Origin of the sequence: Moritella sp. 24, from assembly GCF_018219155.1 — a bacterium.
Taxonomy (GTDB): Bacteria; Pseudomonadota; Gammaproteobacteria; order Enterobacterales; family Moritellaceae; genus Moritella.
The window spans coordinates 3,658,050-3,676,439 of record NZ_CP056123.1 but is presented as its reverse complement, the minus strand read 5'-3'; the positions used below and the strand labels follow the sequence as shown (position 1 = coordinate 3,676,439).

General features: G+C 38.7%; 14 protein-coding genes. 9 read left to right on the top strand and 5 right to left on the bottom strand.

What is annotated here, in order from left to right; genetic code table 11:
• Positions 1 to 57: 57 nt before the first annotated feature.
• Together HWV00_RS16335 and tyrA are read left to right on the top strand one after the other, a co-directional pair.
• Entirely contained in the window at positions 58 to 1,125 is a 1,068-nt protein-coding gene (locus HWV00_RS16335) for a 3-deoxy-7-phosphoheptulonate synthase (protein WP_211686639.1), read from the top strand.
• A 52-nt stretch (positions 1,126 to 1,177) separates the two neighbouring features.
• A complete protein-coding gene (gene tyrA / locus HWV00_RS16330) occupies positions 1,178 to 2,320 on the top strand; it encodes a bifunctional chorismate mutase/prephenate dehydrogenase (RefSeq protein WP_211683013.1) in 1,143 nt (380 codons plus the stop codon).
• 206 nt (positions 2,321 to 2,526) lie between these two features.
• Here tyrA and pheA read toward each other — a convergent pair whose 3' ends face one another.
• Together pheA and hpf are read right to left on the bottom strand one after the other, a co-directional pair.
• The gene (gene pheA / locus HWV00_RS16325) at positions 2,527 to 3,693 is read right to left on the bottom strand and encodes a prephenate dehydratase (RefSeq protein ID WP_211683011.1); all 1,167 of its coding nucleotides are present in this window, start codon (positions 3,691 to 3,693) and stop codon (positions 2,527 to 2,529) included.
• 215 nt (positions 3,694 to 3,908) lie between these two features.
• Positions 3,909 to 4,295 (bottom strand): ribosome hibernation-promoting factor, HPF/YfiA family, encoded by a 387-nt coding sequence (hpf, locus tag HWV00_RS16320; protein WP_211683009.1) that lies wholly within the window; start codon positions 4,293 to 4,295, stop codon positions 3,909 to 3,911.
• Between the two features lie 239 nt (positions 4,296 to 4,534).
• Here hpf and HWV00_RS16315 point away from each other — a divergent pair, with 239 nt between their 5' ends.
• From HWV00_RS16315 to HWV00_RS16285, 7 genes are all read left to right on the top strand, one after another.
• Positions 4,535 to 6,388 (top strand): bifunctional diguanylate cyclase/phosphodiesterase, encoded by a 1,854-nt coding sequence (locus HWV00_RS16315; RefSeq protein ID WP_255554691.1) that lies wholly within the window; start codon positions 4,535 to 4,537, stop codon positions 6,386 to 6,388.
• A gap of 169 nt (positions 6,389 to 6,557) precedes the next feature.
• Complete coding sequence (locus HWV00_RS16310; protein ID WP_211683005.1) at positions 6,558 to 8,381, top strand: extracellular solute-binding protein; 1,824 nt, start codon at positions 6,558 to 6,560, stop codon at positions 8,379 to 8,381.
• 4 nt (positions 8,382 to 8,385) lie between these two features.
• Positions 8,386 to 9,477 carry a microcin C ABC transporter permease YejB gene (locus HWV00_RS16305; RefSeq protein ID WP_211683003.1) on the top strand — a complete coding sequence of 364 codons (1,092 nt, stop codon included), beginning with the start codon at positions 8,386 to 8,388 and terminating at the stop codon, positions 9,475 to 9,477.
• 26 nt (positions 9,478 to 9,503) lie between these two features.
• Positions 9,504 to 10,529, top strand: coding sequence for an ABC transporter permease (locus HWV00_RS16300; RefSeq protein WP_304610863.1), 1,026 nt, complete (start codon positions 9,504 to 9,506; stop codon positions 10,527 to 10,529).
• Complete coding sequence (locus tag HWV00_RS16295) at positions 10,526 to 12,118, top strand: ABC transporter ATP-binding protein (protein WP_211682999.1); 1,593 nt, start codon at positions 10,526 to 10,528, stop codon at positions 12,116 to 12,118. Before HWV00_RS16300 ends, HWV00_RS16295 begins: the two co-directional genes overlap by 4 nt.
• Positions 12,119 to 12,227: 109 nt before the next feature.
• On the top strand, positions 12,228 to 13,673 hold the full coding sequence (locus tag HWV00_RS16290; protein ID WP_211682997.1) for a methyl-accepting chemotaxis protein: 1,446 nt from the start codon (positions 12,228 to 12,230) through the stop codon (positions 13,671 to 13,673).
• A 456-nt stretch (positions 13,674 to 14,129) separates the two neighbouring features.
• Positions 14,130 to 15,092, top strand: a complete 963-nt coding sequence (locus tag HWV00_RS16285) for a hypothetical protein (protein ID WP_211682996.1) — start codon at positions 14,130 to 14,132, stop codon at positions 15,090 to 15,092.
• Here the strand turns inward: HWV00_RS16285 and HWV00_RS16280 are convergent.
• The 3 genes from HWV00_RS16280 to HWV00_RS16270 form a co-directional block, all read right to left on the bottom strand.
• Positions 15,029 to 16,468 (bottom strand): polysaccharide export protein, encoded by a 1,440-nt coding sequence (locus tag HWV00_RS16280; protein WP_211682993.1) that lies wholly within the window; start codon positions 16,466 to 16,468, stop codon positions 15,029 to 15,031. The two genes, HWV00_RS16285 and HWV00_RS16280, sit on opposite strands and share 64 nt — an antisense overlap.
• A gap of 155 nt (positions 16,469 to 16,623) precedes the next feature.
• The gene (locus tag HWV00_RS16275) at positions 16,624 to 17,454 is read right to left on the bottom strand and encodes a cobalamin-binding protein (protein ID WP_211682991.1); all 831 of its coding nucleotides are present in this window, start codon (positions 17,452 to 17,454) and stop codon (positions 16,624 to 16,626) included.
• A gap of 10 nt (positions 17,455 to 17,464) precedes the next feature.
• Positions 17,465 to 18,376: a cobalamin biosynthesis protein gene (locus HWV00_RS16270; protein ID WP_255554686.1), complete on the bottom strand. Its 912-nt coding sequence runs from the start codon at positions 18,374 to 18,376 to the stop codon at positions 17,465 to 17,467.
• Between the last annotated feature and the right edge of the window lie 14 nt (positions 18,377 to 18,390).

Here is an 18,390-nt window from a genome sequence, read left to right as displayed (position 1 = left end):
CACATTCTGCTACGGTATGTTGTTTATATATAATAAATAGGATATATGAGCAACGTAATGGAAAAAGATACCTTAAATAATGTGCATATTTGTTCTGAACAAGTATTGATGACACCCTCTGAATTAAAAGCTAAATTACCTATTTCAGATCATGCACTTGGCTATATACAAACTGCACGTGAAACGATTGCAAACATTATCGCAGGTAAAGATAAGCGTTTGCTTGTTGTGTGTGGACCTTGCTCAATTCATGACGATAAAGCGGCATTAGAATACGCTGATAAATTAAAAGCACTACATGACGATTTAGGCGAACACCTTTATATTGTTATGCGTGTGTATTTCGAAAAACCACGTACAACGGTTGGTTGGAAAGGGGCTATCAATGACCCACACATGGATGGCTCATTTGATGTCGAAACAGGCCTAATTAACGCACGTAAATTACTTATTACGCTTGCTGAAATGGAAATTCCAACTGCAACCGAAGCACTTGATCCAATTAGTCCACAATACCTTGCAGAGTTATTTGCTTGGTCTGCGATTGGTGCGCGTACCACTGAATCACAAACTCACCGTGAAATGGCATCAGGTCTGTCTATGCCTGTTGGTTTCAAAAATGGCACTGATGGTAGTTTATCAACCGCAATTAATGCGATGAAGTCTGCGTCACATTCACACCGTTTCATGGGTATTAACCAAGATGGTCAAGTCGCGTTACTACAAACGCAGGGTAATCCTGATGGCCATGTGATTTTACGTGGTGGTAAGCAACCTAACTATGATTCAGTTGCCGTTGCATTAGCAGAGCAGGATATGGTTAAAGCTGGCTTACGCCCAAGCTTGATGGTTGATTGCAGTCATGCGAATTCAAATAAAAATCACGAACTACAGCCGCTAGTAGCAAAAAATGTGATTCACCAAATTCAAGAAGGTAATAGCTCTATTATTGGTGTGATGATTGAAAGTCACTTAAATGGTGGAAACCAGTCGTCAGAACAACCTATTGCTGATATGGCATACGGTGTATCTGTTACTGATGCATGTATTGATTGGGATACAACAGAAACATTATTGCGCGAAACTGCAACTGAGTTAAGCGACTGTTTAAATAAAAGAGCATAGTATTTAAATAGAGTCGCTATATACATCAAGGACGTCACGAGGTAAATGGTCAGTGAAACTGGATCCGTTAGGTAAGTTAAGAGATAAAATCGATGATGTTGACCAACAATTGGTTGACCTGCTGGCACAACGATTAGCATTAGTTGCTGAAGTCGGGGAGATAAAGAGTGAGCATGGCTTACCAATTTACGTACCTGAACGTGAAGTCGCTATGCTGGAAAAACGACGTGAAGAAGCGGAGTCGAAAGGCGTTCCTGGCGCGTTGATTGAAGATGTATTACGTCGTGTCATGCGAGAATCATACGCATCAGAAAAAGACTCAGGTTTTAAAACTGTAAAACCAGACCTTGGCCGCATTGTCGTGATTGGTGGTGCGGGTAAATTAGGTATGCTGTTTGTACGCATGTTCCGCCTCTCTGGTTATCAAGTTGATATTCTTGAGCAAGGTGATTGGGATAATGCGGATGCGTTATTTGCCAATGCTGGACTTGTGGTTGTGTCAGTGCCAATTAATCTAACAGAAACCATTATTGCTAAGTTAGGCCGTTTACCTAAAGATTGTGTGTTAGCTGATATAACTAGTATTAAAAACAAACCATTGCAAGCGATGTTGAATATACATCAAGGACCTGTTGTCGGGCTACATCCAATGTTTGGTCCTGATGTGGGTAATTTAGCAAAGCAGGTTATTGTTTGTTGTGATGGCCGTGACAGCGATAAATATCAATGGCTGTTAGATCAAATGCAAATCTGGGGCGCACGTATTTATGATGTTGACGCGAAGCAACATGATGAAGCGATGACTCTCATCCAAGCATTACGTCACTTTACGACGTTTGTATACGGTGCACATTTAGCGGAAGAGAACCCAGATCTACAGCAATTATTGGATCTGAGCTCACCGATCTATCGCTTAGAATTAGCGATGGTAGGGCGTCTGTTTGCACAAGACCCAACCTTGTATGCTGATATTATTTTATCATCTGATAATAACGTATCGATGATCCGTCGTTATGCTGAACGATTTATGCAAGCGGCTGATATGTTAGAGCGTAACGATAAAGAAGGCTTTATTCGTTCGTTTGAAATGGTATCGGATTGGTTTGGTGACTATTCAACGCAGTTCCTGCAAGAAAGTCGTAGCTTGTTATTACAAGCAAATGATAATCGCCAATTCTTTGGTGTTGAGAACTAAAAGCTTGGTATTGAGAACTAAAATCTTAGTGTTGAGAATTGAAAGCTTGCTGCTGAGAATTAAAAGTTCGGTGTTGAAAATAAAAAGAGCATCTCGATGATGCTCTTTTTTATATCTGCTGTTTCATTATGCTATTTATTCAATCGCTTTATTCATAACGCTATTTTTATAAGACAGCTTCTTTATAAAATAACGTTTCTTATAAATTAAAGTAACTCTTCTGGTACATCAGTCGCAGCAACATCTTCACTTGGATAACAGCCCAATACTTTTAGTTGGTTGGTAATGCGTGTTAACTGTTTAATGACCGTCTGCATTTTTTCTGATTGTAAGTTAGCTGCAACATCAATATAGAACATTTCTTCCCAAGGGTTACCTTGGATAGGGCGTGATTCTAATTTCGTCATATTAACGCCTTGTTCGCGTAATACTAATAATGCTTCAACTAAACAACCCGCTTGTTGACCAGTAGACATGATAAATGTTGTTTTAGACGGGATTTGAACCGCAACATCGACAGGTTTACGTGCGACAACAATAAAGCGACTGTAGTTTTCAGTTTGATTTGCTAGGCCAGTACGGATTGGAGTCAAACCGTATAATTCACCGCCTGTTATACTGCCTATTGCAGCGACAGTTTCAGTGTTCAGTTCTTTTACTTTTGCCATTGCAGCTGATGAACTGTCTACAAATTCAATTTTAATGTGTGGGTGCGCACTTAAAAACAGTGAGCATTGTGCAAAAGGTTGCGGATGAGCGTAGATCGTTTCAATTTTTGATAAGTCAGTATCACATGTTGTGATTAAACTATGCTCAATTGGCTGCGTCAGTTCACCCACAATTGATAAGCTTGTATGTTGTAGTAGGTCATAAACGTCATTAATGCTGCCAGAAGAAGTATTTTCAATCGGTAGCATACCGTAGTCAGCTTGACCTTTTTCTACAGCTTTAATGATCTGTTGGAATGTAGGGAAGCCTAGTTCTACTAAACTATCATCTTGGCGAGCGAAGTATTTTTTACAAGCAAGGTTTGAATAAGAGCCCTTATCACCTAAGAAAGCGACACGCGCAACAGGTACTGCGGCATTTGGATTTTTGATTTGTTGTAAAAAAGCTTGCTGTAATAATACTGAATCTTCAAGAATCGAATGGTAAATATTCATGATGTAATTACTATCAAGACCAAGTTCACGACCCTGATTAATTAAACGCACTAATAATTGTTGCTCACGATCTTGATCGCGTACAGGTTTACTCGTCGATTGCTTACTCTTTGCCACTTCGATGGCTAAGTCTCTGCGTTCGGATAGTAGCTTTAATAAATTACTATCAAGCGTGGTGATACGAGTTCTAATATCGTTGAGGTCTGCCATGAAATAGGATCCTTGTGCGTACTCTATAAGGTTATTTAGTTATATATGCCTAATGATGCACATTTATTTATAATTGATTGTTTAATTTATTTATCTAGGGGGGCAAAGTCAAGGTGTCAGAGGCAAACTGCGGAAATAAAAAAGCGCAGTCCTATGCTGCGCTTATTTGTTGTTCCCATATAAAGTTGGGAATCAGAAGATTTTAGTCTTTTCGATTAATACTCTGCGAGTTCTAATTCTTCGTCAGAAATCTTTTCGACAGGTAGTTCTTCACCACTAATAACACCTGCTCGACATTGTTCTTTACCACTGCGATGCTCTGAATGCTTGTCGCTGTATTTATTTAATTGACGCTCTAGTTTTTGGCCTAAAATAGTAATTGCAGCGTAAAGATCTTCTCCTTCAGAAACTGCTAATAGTTGGCCTTGTGGTAGATGAATGCTAGCTTCAATTTTTTTAACGCAGTTCTTATCTTTCGTGATAGTTACATGCGGATTAATCATCGGAATGTTGAAGCGCTCTAACTTAGCGTACTTCATCGCGAGCTTTTCGCGCATAGGAGCCGTAACTTTAATTTCTTTACTGGTTATTTCAAATGTCATAGACATCTCCTTGTGTTTACCCTTTATTGGTTCAACTTCAGAATACGACTTTCAGGTTAAAATAAAGTGATCTGTATCACATTTGATGATTTAGTTTTTTAAAGCACTTAAAAGTGTGACGCATTAAACATTTATAAGCATTTACATTAAATTCGTTGTCTTCTAGCTGATGCTTAGGCATTATGCTTAGCTGTTTTTATTAAAACTAAATAATTGCTGACGCTAATAATATGACTAACATGTGTAATATAACGACTCCACAAGATGAACCTGCTACGAATGCGACACACCTTGATCGTGTATTATTACAACTGAGCGTTATTGATTGGCATGACAGTAATGAGTTTATTTTATTTCTCGAAAATCTCATCAATAAAACCCAACACGCATTAAATATTGCCACTGTAAATATTAATTTATTTAGTGGTTCATTGACTGATGTAGTGCAGTTATTACCACAGTATATATCGACGATAGAAGCAAGCGCTAATTTTAGTGATATTGAGTTATCTCGTTTAAATTCAGGTGATTGCATTTTTAAATCGGCAGGTGAAAATAATAAAGAAAGTCATGTAACATTAATTATTCCCTTATTTAAAGGTGATAAATTTATTGGCGTGATTAATTTTTACGACATGCTTAAAAATGATATTACATCGTCTCATGTCATTTCTTTTTGTCACGCTATTGCAAGCTTAGTTCAGCGTAATTTACGTTTGCTGGATAACGAATTTCAGTGTGCATTATCGGTGACTAAAGCAAGTGAATCACAAGAACAATTTCATAGTTTGGCATTTTTTGATGTGTTAACAGGATTAGCTAATCGACGTTTACTGAACCAAAAAATTGAAACGCAATATGAACTAGCAACAAATACAGAGGTTGTTGGTGCGCTTTTATTTATTGATCTTGATTATTTTAAAGCGATTAATGACTCACTTGGGCATGCGGTTGGTGATGCCATATTGGTCGAAGTTGCGCAGCGATTAAGAGAAATACAACGTGAACAAGATTTTATTTCTCGTTTAGGCGGTGATGAATTTGTTATTTTGTTACCTGACTTATCAGAAAACCCAATGCACGCAGAGCAACACGCTAACTTATTCGCCGAGCGATTAATCGAACGTATTTCAGAGCCTTATTCATACAAGGGACAGGCGTTACATATCGGAGCCAGTATCGGTGTAACCCTATTTCCCAGTAAAAACCAGCAAGCTGTCGATTTATTAAAACAAGCTGATACGGCAATGTATCAAGCTAAATCCAATGGTCGTAAAAAAGTATCATTCTTTAATGTGAAGATGCAGCGCAAGGCTGATAAGCGTCTGCACATTTACAATTGTCTAAAGAGTGCCATTGCGAAAAATGAATTGTTTTTACATTACCAACCTCAGCATATGGTGAACAGTAATGAGATTATTGGTGTTGAAGCGTTATTGCGTTGGCATTTAGGCGGAAAACAACTGATCTCTCCTGCGGAGTTCATCCCTATCGCGGAAGAAACAGATTTAATTATCGATATTGGTATATGGGTACTACAAGCAGCGTGTCGTCAATTTGTTGAATGGCAGTCTCAAGGTATTTGTGTGCCGCAAATATCGGTGAATGTGAGTACACGTCAGTTTCATGATGATAACTTTGTCGATTCAGTACTCATGGTATTAGATGATACCGGTATGGACCCGATGCAATTAAATTTAGAAATTACTGAATCTGTCGTGATTGAGCATGCAGAAGATGCGATTAGGAAAATGACTGACTTGAAAAATATAGGGGTTAGTTTTGCTGTTGATGATTTTGGATCAGGTTATTCATCGCTCAGTTATTTAAAACGTTTACCGGCGAATGAATTGAAGATTGACCGCTCATTTATTCAAGATATTCCTTATAACGTGTCTGATATGGCGATTGTTGAAGCGGTATTAGCAATGGCAAAACACATGGGCTTTAATGTCACCGCTGAAGGGGTTGAAAGCCGCCAGCAGTTGGAGTTTTTACAACGACAGGACTGTAGTTTTTATCAGGGATTCTATGCCAGTAAACCATTATCTAATGATAATCTCGTACTTTACGTTAAGCGCCAACAAGGATAGTCTGCGCTATTTATAATCTGGTCAGTTATAACCACAATGTAATAAATAAGGATATAAGATGAACATTTTCGTCTCTTTAGTATCTATATCCTTGTAAATTACAGTTAAATGCTATTATTTTTAGTAACTAGATAAAATGACTAACTTCATCGGCCAAAGGAACCCAGCCATGAATAAACCTCTTAGTGCTGCATTATTATTTCTTACATCTTTATTATCCTCCCATACTGCCACTGCTGATACGGTTGCGACAAGTGCGCCTTTATATCCTGCAATCGCGATGCATGGCGAACCAGCATATCGCAATGATTTTACCCATTTCGACTATGTTAATTTAAATGCGCCTCGTGAGGGGACATTGCGTCGGGCTGCAATGGGCAGCTTTGATAACTTCAATGGTTATATTGTTAAGGGGGTATCTGCATCGGGTACAGGCTATTTATTTGATACCTTAATGCAGCAAAGCAGTGATGAAGCATTTACGTTATATGGCCTAGTTGCTGAATATATCGAAGTGCCAGATGATCGCAGTTGGGTACGTTTTCATTTAAATCCAAAGGCTAAATTTTCTGATGGTAGTGCGTTAACGGCTGCGGATGTTAAATTTACTTTTGATGTATTGATGGAAAAAGGTGTACCGCAATTACGCGCGCAATACAAAGATGTCACGAGCGTTGATATTGAAAGTACATCAGTGATTAAATTTAATTTTAAAGATAATAAAAATAAAGAACTGGCGTTGATATTAGCGCAGTTACCCGTGTTTTCTGAACAAGACTGGCAAGGCAAAGATTTTGCTAAAGCATCATTGAATATACCGTTGGGCTCGGGGCCGTATACGATCAAAAAATTCGATGCTGGCCGTAGTATTGAGTATCAGCGTAACGATGATTATTGGGCAAAAGACTTACCCGTAAATCGTGGCCGCTATAACTTCAAACATATAATTTTTGATTATTATAAAGATGGCAGTATCGCGTTTGAAGCCTTTAAAGCTGGCGATGTTGATTTTAGAGCTGAGAATATTTCTAAACAATGGGCTACTGGCTACGTTGGCAAACAATTCACTTCTGGTCGTATCATCAAAGAAGAGATCCAACATCAAAACCCGCAAGGAATGCAGGCGTTTTGGTTCAATTTACGCAAAGACAAATTTAAAGATCCCAATGTACGTAAAGCGCTGAGTTTAATGTTTGATTTTGAATGGACTAATAAAACATTATTTTATGGAGCATATAAGCGTTCAGAAAGTTTCTTTAGCAATTCAGAACTTGCCGCGACAGGAACACCACAAGGTGATGAACTGGCACTACTGACACCATTTAAATCACAATTACCGCCTGCACTTTTCACCACGCCTTATACGCTGGATAAAACTAAAGGTGATGGTCGTGTACGTAAACAGCAGCGTCAGGCGATTGGTTTGTTAAAGCAAGCGGGGTGGACGTTAAAATCAGGCAAAATGGTGGATGCGAACGGCAAGCAATTAAGTATCGAATTTTTGGTTTATAGCCCGTCATTTGAACGTGTTATTCAGCCATTTCGTAAAAACTTACAGCGTATCGGTGTCGCTTCTGAGATCCGTATTGTTGATGTATCACAGTATATGAACAGGCTGAATAACTTTGATTTTGATGTTTACAGCCTAATACAAGCACAAAGTTTATCGCCGGGTAATGAGCAACTCAGTATGTGGGGAAGTGAATTTTCTAATATACCTGGTACACGTAACCGTATTGGCTTACAAGATCCTGTGGTTGATTCGTTAGTGAAGCAAGTCATTAATGCGAAAGATCGCGATAGTTTGGTTACTGCGACTAAGGCACTTGATCGTGTTTTATTATGGAAAAATTTAGTGATCCCACAATGGCATATCAGCAGCTATCGTGTTGCTTATTGGCAGCAAATTCAGCGACCAGAAAAACTACCTCAATATGGTTTAGCCATTGATAGTTGGTGGGAGAGTACTGGTGTTAATAGGGAAGGAAATTAGCTAAATGTGGAGTTATATACTGCGTCGTTGCTTGCTAATGATCCCGACGTTATTGGGTATTATTACGCTTAACTTTATCATTATTCAAGCCGCGCCAGGTGGGCCTGTTGAGCAGTCTTTAGCTAAATTACAAGGTATTGAAGCTTCGGCAACCAGCCGTTTTGATGGTAATAGTCAAGGTGAAGTAGAAGTTAATCTAAACAATGATGGTAATTCTTCATACCGTGGCGCACAAGGTATTGATCCTGATTATATTAAAGAATTAGAACGGTTATATGGATTTGATAAACCCTTGCATGAACGCTATTGGTTGATGCTTAAAAGCTATTTACAATTTGATTTTGGCGATAGTTTTTTCCGTGATAGCACTGTGATCGATTTGGTGTTAGATAAATTACCGGTATCAGTGTCACTCGGGTTATGGACTACGATTTTAGTGTATCTCATCTCGATTCCACTTGGGATTAAAAAGGCTATTTCACATGGTTCTTCATTCGATATATGGAGTTCAAGTGCAGTCGTTATTGGTTTTGCTATCCCTAACTTTTTGTTTGCGCTATTACTGATTGTGGTCTTTGCTGGCGGCAGTTACTTTGACTGGTTTCCATTGCGTGGACTGACTTCTGCTAACTTCGATGAATTAAGTACATTCGAACAAATCAAAGATTATTTCTGGCATTTAACCTTACCGATCATCGCCTCTGTAATCAGTAGTTTTGCAACATTAACGCTACTGACTAAAAATACTTTTTTAGATGAAATCAATAAACAATATGTGATCACGGCAAGAGCGAAAGGATTGACTGAAAACCAAGTGCTATACGGGCATGTATTTCGTAATGCGATGCTGTTAGTGATTGCTGGATTACCAGCGGCGCTTATCAGTATTTTCTTTACTGGTTCACTGATGATTGAGATTATATTTTCGTTAGACGGACTTGGTTTACTCGGTTTTGAATCGGTAATTAATCGAGATTATCCGGTTGTTTTTGGCACCTTATATGTCTTTACCTTGATGGGATTAATTATTAAATTAATCAGCGATGTTACCTATATGCTGATTGACCCTCGCATTAATTTTGAGGCGCAAACATAATGGGCTGGACTGCAACTTGGCACCGTATAAAACAAAACCCAATGAACTTAAATCGTTGGCAAACCTTTAAGCACAATAAACGGGGCTACTGGTCGTTATGGCTATTCACAGGATTATTTTTATTTAGTTTGTTTGCAGAAATAATAGCGAACGATAAACCATTATTAGTGCGTTACAACGAGAGTTATTACTTACCTATTTTAAATGACTATAGTGAATTAACATTTGGTGGTGACCTCGATATTCCAGCTGATTATCGTGATGAATATATTCAGGAAATTATTTTAGAGCAGGGTGATATATGGTGGCCCTTGATCCCCTTTAGTTACCATACGTTTAATTATAATTTAACCGTTCCTGCGCCATCTGCACCGGACAGCGAAAACTGGTTAGGTACGGATGATCAAAGTCGTGATGTATTAGCGCGCCTTATTTATGGCTTCCGTATTTCGGTATTATTTGCTATCACCTTAACCTTATTTAGTTCGGTTATTGGTGTAGCCGTCGGTGCCACTCAAGGTTATTTCGGTGGTCGAATTGATTTGTATGGTCAGCGGTTTATTGAAATATGGTCTGGTTTGCCTATGCTGTTTTTACTCATTATTTTAGCCAGCTTAGTCCAGCCTAACTTTTGGTGGTTGCTGGGTATTATGTTGCTATTTAGTTGGATGGCCTTGGTTGATGTCGTTCGAGCTGAGTTTTTACGTGGCCGTCATTTAGAATATGTCATTGCAGCGAAGGCGTTGGGACAATCTCATCGCGCCATTATGTTTAAGCATATTTTACCTAATGCGATGGTAGCGACGATGACTTTCTTACCGTTTATTTTTACTGGCGCATTAACCACGTTAACCTCCTTGGATTTTTTGGGTTTTGGTCTTGAAGTTGGCTCACCGTCTTTGGGTGAATTAATTAAGCAAGGTAAAAATAACTTACAAGCCCCCTGGCTAGGGATTACGGCATTTGTATCGATGGCGGTGATCTTGGTGTTATTAGTCTTTATTGGTGAGGCTGCGCGTGATGCGTTTGATCCTCGTAAGGGAGTATCATGAGTCACGTTAACGAAAGGGTACTTGAAGTCGATGATCTATCGGTGAACTTTGGCCAAGAATCGGTGGTTAAGCACGTTTCCTTTAGCATTGAAAAAGGTAAAACGTTTGCACTGGTTGGTGAAAGTGGTTCTGGTAAGTCGGTCACTGCATTATCTATTTTGCAATTGTTGCCTTTTCCTGCGGCAAATTATCCATCGGGTAGTATTAAGTTATTAGGTAAGGAAGTCATTGGTAAAGAGCGTGCCGTGATGCAGTCATTACGTGGTAATACGGCAAGTATCATATTCCAAGAACCAATGACGTCACTTAACCCACTGCATACGATTGAAAAACAAATATCAGAAATCCTTTTTTTACATCAAGGCTTAAATAAAAAAGCAGCGCAGTCACGTTGTTTGGAATTATTAGAGCTGGTTGCAATCCCTGAGCCGAAAACACGTTTAGGCTCTTATCCCCATGAATTGTCCGGTGGTCAGCGTCAGCGTGTGATGATTGCTATGGCGTTAGCCAATAAACCTGATTTATTGATTGCAGATGAGCCTACAACTGCGCTTGATGTGACGGTGCAATTACAAATTTTAGAATTATTAAAGTCATTGCAGGCAAAGTTAGGTATGGCGATACTCATGATCACGCATGATTTGAATATTGTGAAACATTTAGCTGACGATGTTGCTGTGATGAAGGAAGGGGAAATCGTTGAGGCGGGTAGTGTTGAACGTATTTTCTCTGATCCTCAGCATGTTTACACTAAAACCTTACTCGACGCTGAACCGCAACGAGACATACCAGTATTGAGTTCGGTAAAGCCGTTATTACAGGTAAGTGACTTTAAAGTTTGGTTTCCACTTAAGAAAGGTCTTTTTCAGCGAACTTATGATCATGTAAAAGCCGTTGATGGTGTTTCTTTGCAGTTAAATCACGGTGAAACATTGGGTATTGTTGGCGAAAGTGGTTCAGGTAAAAGCACCTTGGTACGCGGTTTGTTAAGGTTGATTGGGAGTGAAGGTGATATTCATTACGAAGGCACTAATCTGCAAGGATTAAACCTAACCGCAATGCGAGATTATCGTCAATCATTACAAATTGTATTTCAAGATCCGTTTGGTAGTTTAAGCCCACGTATGTCAGTCCGGCAAATCATTAGTGAGGGACTAGAAGTACAAGGTAAGCACTCCGATGCTGAAATCGATATTGCGATCAAACAAGCCTTGATGGATGTAGCCTTACCTATTGAGTCATTATCTCGTTATCCGCATCAGTTTTCGGGTGGCCAGCGTCAACGTATCGCTATCGCGCGTGCGTTAGTGCTCAAACCAAAAGTATTGATATTAGATGAACCGACCTCAGCATTAGACCGAACTGTGCAGAAACAAATTTTAGATTTATTGTGCCAGTTACAACAAAAACATCAATTAAGTTATATCTTTATCACTCATGATTTAGCTGTGGTAAGGGCGGTTAGCCATCGAATTATAGTGCTAAAAGAAGGCAAGATTGTTGAAGAAGGCGAAACGGAAACTGTGTTTAATCAACCACAGCATGCCTATACACAAACACTGTTATCAGCGGCGTTATGCTTTAGTTAAATTACTTGTTTTTTAATACTTTAGAGATAGCTATGTAGAGTTAATAGTGTAAGCATGCTAGATTGCTTGTATGTGATTTATTCTGTTTTATTAAAATAAAGGATTATGAATGTCATCATTCTCAGACCACTTTTACCAATATATGTTACGTGATCAAAAAAGTGACGATGATAGAATTAAAGGAATGGGGGTGATTACTTTTGCTCTCGTAGGCATGATCGTAGGTGGTTATAGTGCCATGAAATGGGATAGCCTAGAAGTCAGTGCATTAGTGATGACATCCGTGATTATGCTGTTCGGTTTTTTGTGTTGCATTACTTTGGTTAAACTTGGAATTAGTCCGATTATTGCAGGAAATGTGATGCAATTTGGTGGCATGATTCACTTATCTAATTTGATGTTTCAAACAGGTGGCGCAAATTCACATTCTATTATGTGGATTGCAGCAATGACCATTTTTGCTTATTTATTAATTAACGCGAGATCTGGTTTTTTTTGGTCGGTGGTCATGATGGCAGCTTATGCATTAATGATTATTATTGATTATACGGGTTATGAGTTACCACAATTAGTCCTGTCAGAAAAAGACGTTAAAGTTGAAAACTATTCAGCTCTGTTATTACCCCCCCTGATCATTTGGTTCGCTAATCATTACAATAGTAAACTACATAAAAAAGCGGTTCATTGTAATAATACGGCGCTAGCAGCGGCTGAATCAGCCTCATATGCAGCAGAGCAAAGTCGTGAGGAATTACAGCAGCTATTTGACGAAGTAGGGAACACGGTTACCCAGTTAGTGCAAACATCGAGTGACTTAACAAGGCATTTAACAGAGATGTCTAAATATGCGAAAGATATTGATGATGGTGTTGGTTCACAAGTGTCTGCAACGGGTCATATTAATGAATTACTGCAAGACACGGCCTCACTCGTGGGCGATACAAGCGATATTATTCAAAGTGTGAGTACTGACTCTCAGCGGGCGGAAAAGCAAGCCGATAATAGCTCTATCGCGATGACAGCAACGATTACTTCTATGTCTGATATTAAGGACAGTAATGATGCGATTGAAACAGCCATTATGGTGATCACTGATATCGCGAATCAAACTAATCTACTTGCATTAAATGCGGCAATTGAAGCGGCGAGAGCAGGTGAACTGGGTCGTGGTTTTGCGGTTGTTGCCGATGAAGTGCGTAACTTATCTAAACGCAGTACTGAATCTGCCAATGAGATTAAACTATTAATTGAAAAAAGTTCATCGGATGTTAACCACGGTTATGAAGCCGTAGAGACTAACGCTGAAACATTTTCTGAGATTATTGATGCGGTTACTAATATGAGCGAGCAAATTTCAGCTGTGAGTACGAATGTCGTGAATACAAATGACAATATTACAGGTGTGTTATCTGCGAGTGAGCAAGTCACATCGGTGACTAAGAGTAATGAACTCAGTGTGCAAGCGATGAATAAAAGCATTCGTGAATTATTACAAGTAAATGATGAATTAACAGGTATGTCGACACGTCTAGTTACAATGGTCAATCATCATTAGACCAGCCCTAATTACATCTGAACAGTAGTAATACTGGCTAGTTTATTGGGATAGTTATTATTTTTAGACAAAAAAAAGCTCACTTTATAATAGTGAGCTTTTTTCATTTTGAAGGCATATTTATTTCTGAAACGCTAACCCGAAGTTAGAATGAGAAAACCAAGCACGCCGGCATTAAAAGTCCAAATACGATGTATTACATCTGCTTGACCAATGAAGTGGTCGGCTGTTTCGGTTTCTGATTTAAATATAGCGTATTAATCATAAGATGCAACTGTTGATAATGCATTTATGACACTTTATTTTTGTTGAATGTTAACTTAGTGATGTTGATCATTAAGATTGTCGTAAATAACTGTTAAATTAGGCCATCTAAAAAGGATATTAATTTGAGTAAAGTAGAGCCTTTACTTCAACTTGATCATGTTTGGAATAATTGCGAGATAAGGATATCAAATGCAGTTACTAAAAAAAATTGTGATGATGGCGATGTTTTTTCCGTCACTCGCGATAGCGAATAATTGTGCTATTTTAGTGAAACTAGAGTCGCCGTATTTACAATATCAAGCGATTTATCTTGATGAGATATTGTCACAACCTGTCGTTAATAATCAGCTATGTCTCAGCCATAGTGAGGCAACGAATAACACAGAACCGTACTACCTAGAACTATTTTCGGATAATGGTTCTAATCTTGATTCCCTACTTATTTTCCCTGAGTATTATATAGATCGTGATGTCATTACGATCACCACCGCTGATTTACTCACTCATTTTTGTCGTCAATGTCATGATGTGAATAATTACCGCCAATTCATCAGCTTACCTGCAGTTAAAAATATTGCGCAAGAAATGGATGTTATTGTCGCTAATAAACCTCATTTGATGATGCTTGATGTGATTAAGCAGACGTTTCAGCAGGCGTTATTGGATCTTTATAACCAAGACCTGAGTGAGAGTGTGGTATCAACAAATGATATCGATATTGATGTAGCGAATAAGATAAATAAGGTTGTTAAGCAAAAGGACAAATATATAGACAAGCAGCGTCCAGACCATTTATTGCCTATGTATGGTGGCGCTGAGTTGCAAAATTTTATCCCACAAGGCCTTCAACTTAATCACATCGATAGCTTACCACTCGCGAGTTATAGTATTGACGCCACTGCTGCTGCTGTGGTTGATTTTTATCGTTCGCATTATCCTGAATATAAAAGAATTAGCTTTGGTAATTTTGTTATGTTGGTAAAAAATAAATTGCCGTTTGAGGGTTATAACCCTGAATATATGGCGATACCTCATATCGTCATTTCTGAGGACCCCTTGGGTAAGGGAAAAACACTATTGCAGATTACTTATCGCCCCGAGTCTGGTGAGATTAAAGGAACTCGTGAAATGATGTTTAAACCGGTGACATGATGGATTTTATCTTCATCCCATAATATATCTTGCGTTATAGATAGCGTAATCGTGATGGCGACACCTTGTATGATGCCTAATAATAGTCCGAGTAAAATATAAGTTGAAATAGACAAGTTTATGCTTTGCTCTGGGGTGAAAGGCTGCGTAATAATTTTAACATTGCTGGTAGGCTCATATTCACCAAGGTTATAGCTAATTGACACCATTTCATAACGGGTTAATAAATCTAAATAAAGTGTATTTTTTGAGGCGAAGTCTCGTTTCAACTGCTGTAATTTTTGTTCAACTATCGAGTATTTTACTTGGTTGTCTTGAAAGTACTTGTATTGCTTATTCAGAACTTCCAGTTCTAGTTTTAATACTGTGATGTCGTTTCGGTAGTTTTCATAATCATTAAGTTCATTAAGTAACAGTGGCGTGACTTGCTCTGTTAACGCTTGACGTGTAAGCCGCGTAATGCGATTTAACAATATATCTAACCCTTGTTGATTTTGTATACGAGACTGTAGCTCTTGCCTTTGTTCTTGTAAGCGAGCGATCTGAAAACTGATTAATTTAACGCTAGAGTGGGCGTCTGTATAGTGTGAGAGTTGTTGAATTCTTAATGTTTCCAGCTGAGTAATTTTATTATCTAGAAATTGGGCTGCTGGGTTAGTCAGGATTAGCCTTTTGGTCAAAAGCGTTAACTTGGATTGGAGTAACGCTAAATTTTGTTTTTTACTTTTAATTGAATGAGTTATTTTAATGAGTGCGGATTCTCTTGCTTCATGTAATTCGGCAATGGTCGTGGAATGTTCGAATTTATAATCGAGAAGATCCTGCTCGGCTTGCAGTAATAATTGGTGTTGCTGTCTAAGTTGTTCAGCAAGAAAAACTTTACTGTTTAATGCCGTATCGTGATTTGGCTTCGTTAATCGTACAATAAATTGTTCACTGACCACTTTCAATATTACGATTAATTGTTGTGGGTCTGGCCATTTCATTTCTATTTTGACTAAATCAGTGCCGGTGAGTGTGAGTATTAATGATTCTTTTATGTTATCAATGACTTCTTGTTGCTGCTCATCTGAGTCACTGAGTTTAATCAGCCCCACTTTCTTTGCTACATCGATTAATACTTCTTTGCGTTTCGCGAGAATATTAATGGTTTTAAAGCGGGATTGAATATTTAGGGGTAAGGATAATTCGGCTAAAAATGGGTTTAGTATGTTACGTTCTTGCAATAAAATCGTGGTATACGAATAATAGCTTTCAGGAATACTGCGGCCAACGGAAAAGCCGATGATTGGCATTATCAATACTGGCAGCAGCAAATAGATACGCTTACGCCAAAATATATCGTAGCTACGATACAGCCAAGCCCAAATATTCATTTGTTATCGATTAATAATGTGGTGACTGTCGCCATAAATAGTTGCCATAAATAAAAATTGAAATACCTAAGTTACAACTATTAACTGTAGTTAGATGTTTGAATTATGGCAATATTCATCGGTATTAAGGCAACAAAAAGTTATATATTACGGCATTATTTATGCGCTTTAAGTGCTATATCACAAAGTGTTTTTATTCCAGTCAGTACTCGGGGTGAAAATCTGTGAGACACATCGGGATCAATTCTAAATATGTTTCCGCTTTTAACCGCAGGGATACTCTGCCAGCGTTGCCATTGCTGTAAGTCTTTATTGTTGACGGTACCGGCTACAATCACTGCAGGTTGTTTCACTAGTACTTGCTCAACATTAATCACAGGGTAGGGCACTGGACTGTCGCTGAATACGTTATTAAATCCGCATAACTCAAATTGTTCTTGTAACCAAGGGTCACTCGCAACTGTCATTAATGGCGTTGACCATACTTGATAAAATAGATCTTGCTTTGGATTCTGTTTATATTCTTCACGCAGTTGGGCTAATGCTTTACGGTATTTATCACTGACTGGTTCGGCAATAGACTGTGTACCTAATACTTCCCCAAGCTTTTGAATTTGTGTTGCCACATCAGCCAATCCACCAGTTTTTGATGGAAAAACCGGAATGCTAAATTTCTTTAGCTGGTTGATATCTGCTGCTGAATTACCTTGTTGCCAATAAATGATGAGGTCGGGTTCTAATGCCAAGATGGTTTCAATGTTTACTTGCTGTGAACTGGCGACAATTGGTAATGATTTTGCTTGTTCAGGGTAATCTGAATAGGCGCTCACCCCGATGAGTCTATCACCTGCTCCTGCAGCAAAAATAAGTTCTGTCGTGTGTGGTGATAGCGATATGATACGTTGTGGATATTGTGCTTTTACTGACGACGAGAGGGTGATTAATGATGCTGCCATCAAGGCGAATATTGGTGCATAGACTGACATAAAAAACCATTTAGCTAATAGCGATAAGCAAATATATTGCGGTGATAAAACATAACCAAACACAGAGAGCGAAGGTTAATTTTTGTTGGGCGCGCTGAATATCATCGCGTTGTACTTTCTCGGTGTGACCAAGTTGACAGAATCGGTTCATTACGCCTTGGTACTTCCGAGGTCCACCTAATTGTACTGCTAGGCTATAAGCAAAACTTGCTAATAAAAAGCCGCTGCTAAAATGATGCCATTGATTTGCTTGTGTCTTCAGTGTTGATAGCGAGCTCGTTGAGCGCTGTAAGCCACGTAGCGTGCAGCCAAGAAGAAGATGTGTTGGCGTTGATAACCAGTCTAAAATGAGTGCTGGAGCGCGTCCGAAGTGGTGGTTCGTCGGCAGTTTGCTATTCCAGTTATGTGCCATGAGTTGGATTATCCGATAAATAATAGCAGCCCATATTCCCATACTGGCATACCAAAATATTACTCCAAACCATTGGTAACTATTACGTAGGCATAGATTTTCGATACTGGTTTTATGTAAACCGAGTAAGGATAGTTGGTCTAAATCACGTAATGTGCGCGATTGAATCTGCGTGATAATTGTTTGCTTTTCTAGGTTGCCTAGATCCACATCAGGTAAGTGAATCTTTTCCCATTGTAATAAACACAGTAATAATACGAATTCAAATAGAATAGGTTCAATGACAATAAACTGAATAACGGCGGCAATGATCAGTATTAAACCGAGCATGGTTATCATCGCAAGATTACCGGCGATATATTGCTGTTGATGGCTACGCTTGGCATTATTCACTTTATGCGCGATTGCACTAAAGAGGATATTTAATAGCTGTGTTGGATGAAAGCGTGGAGGGCATAAGGGTAAGCGTGCAATAATGATTGCAGTCAGCAATATAAATACTGACTGCATACTGGTCCAATCCA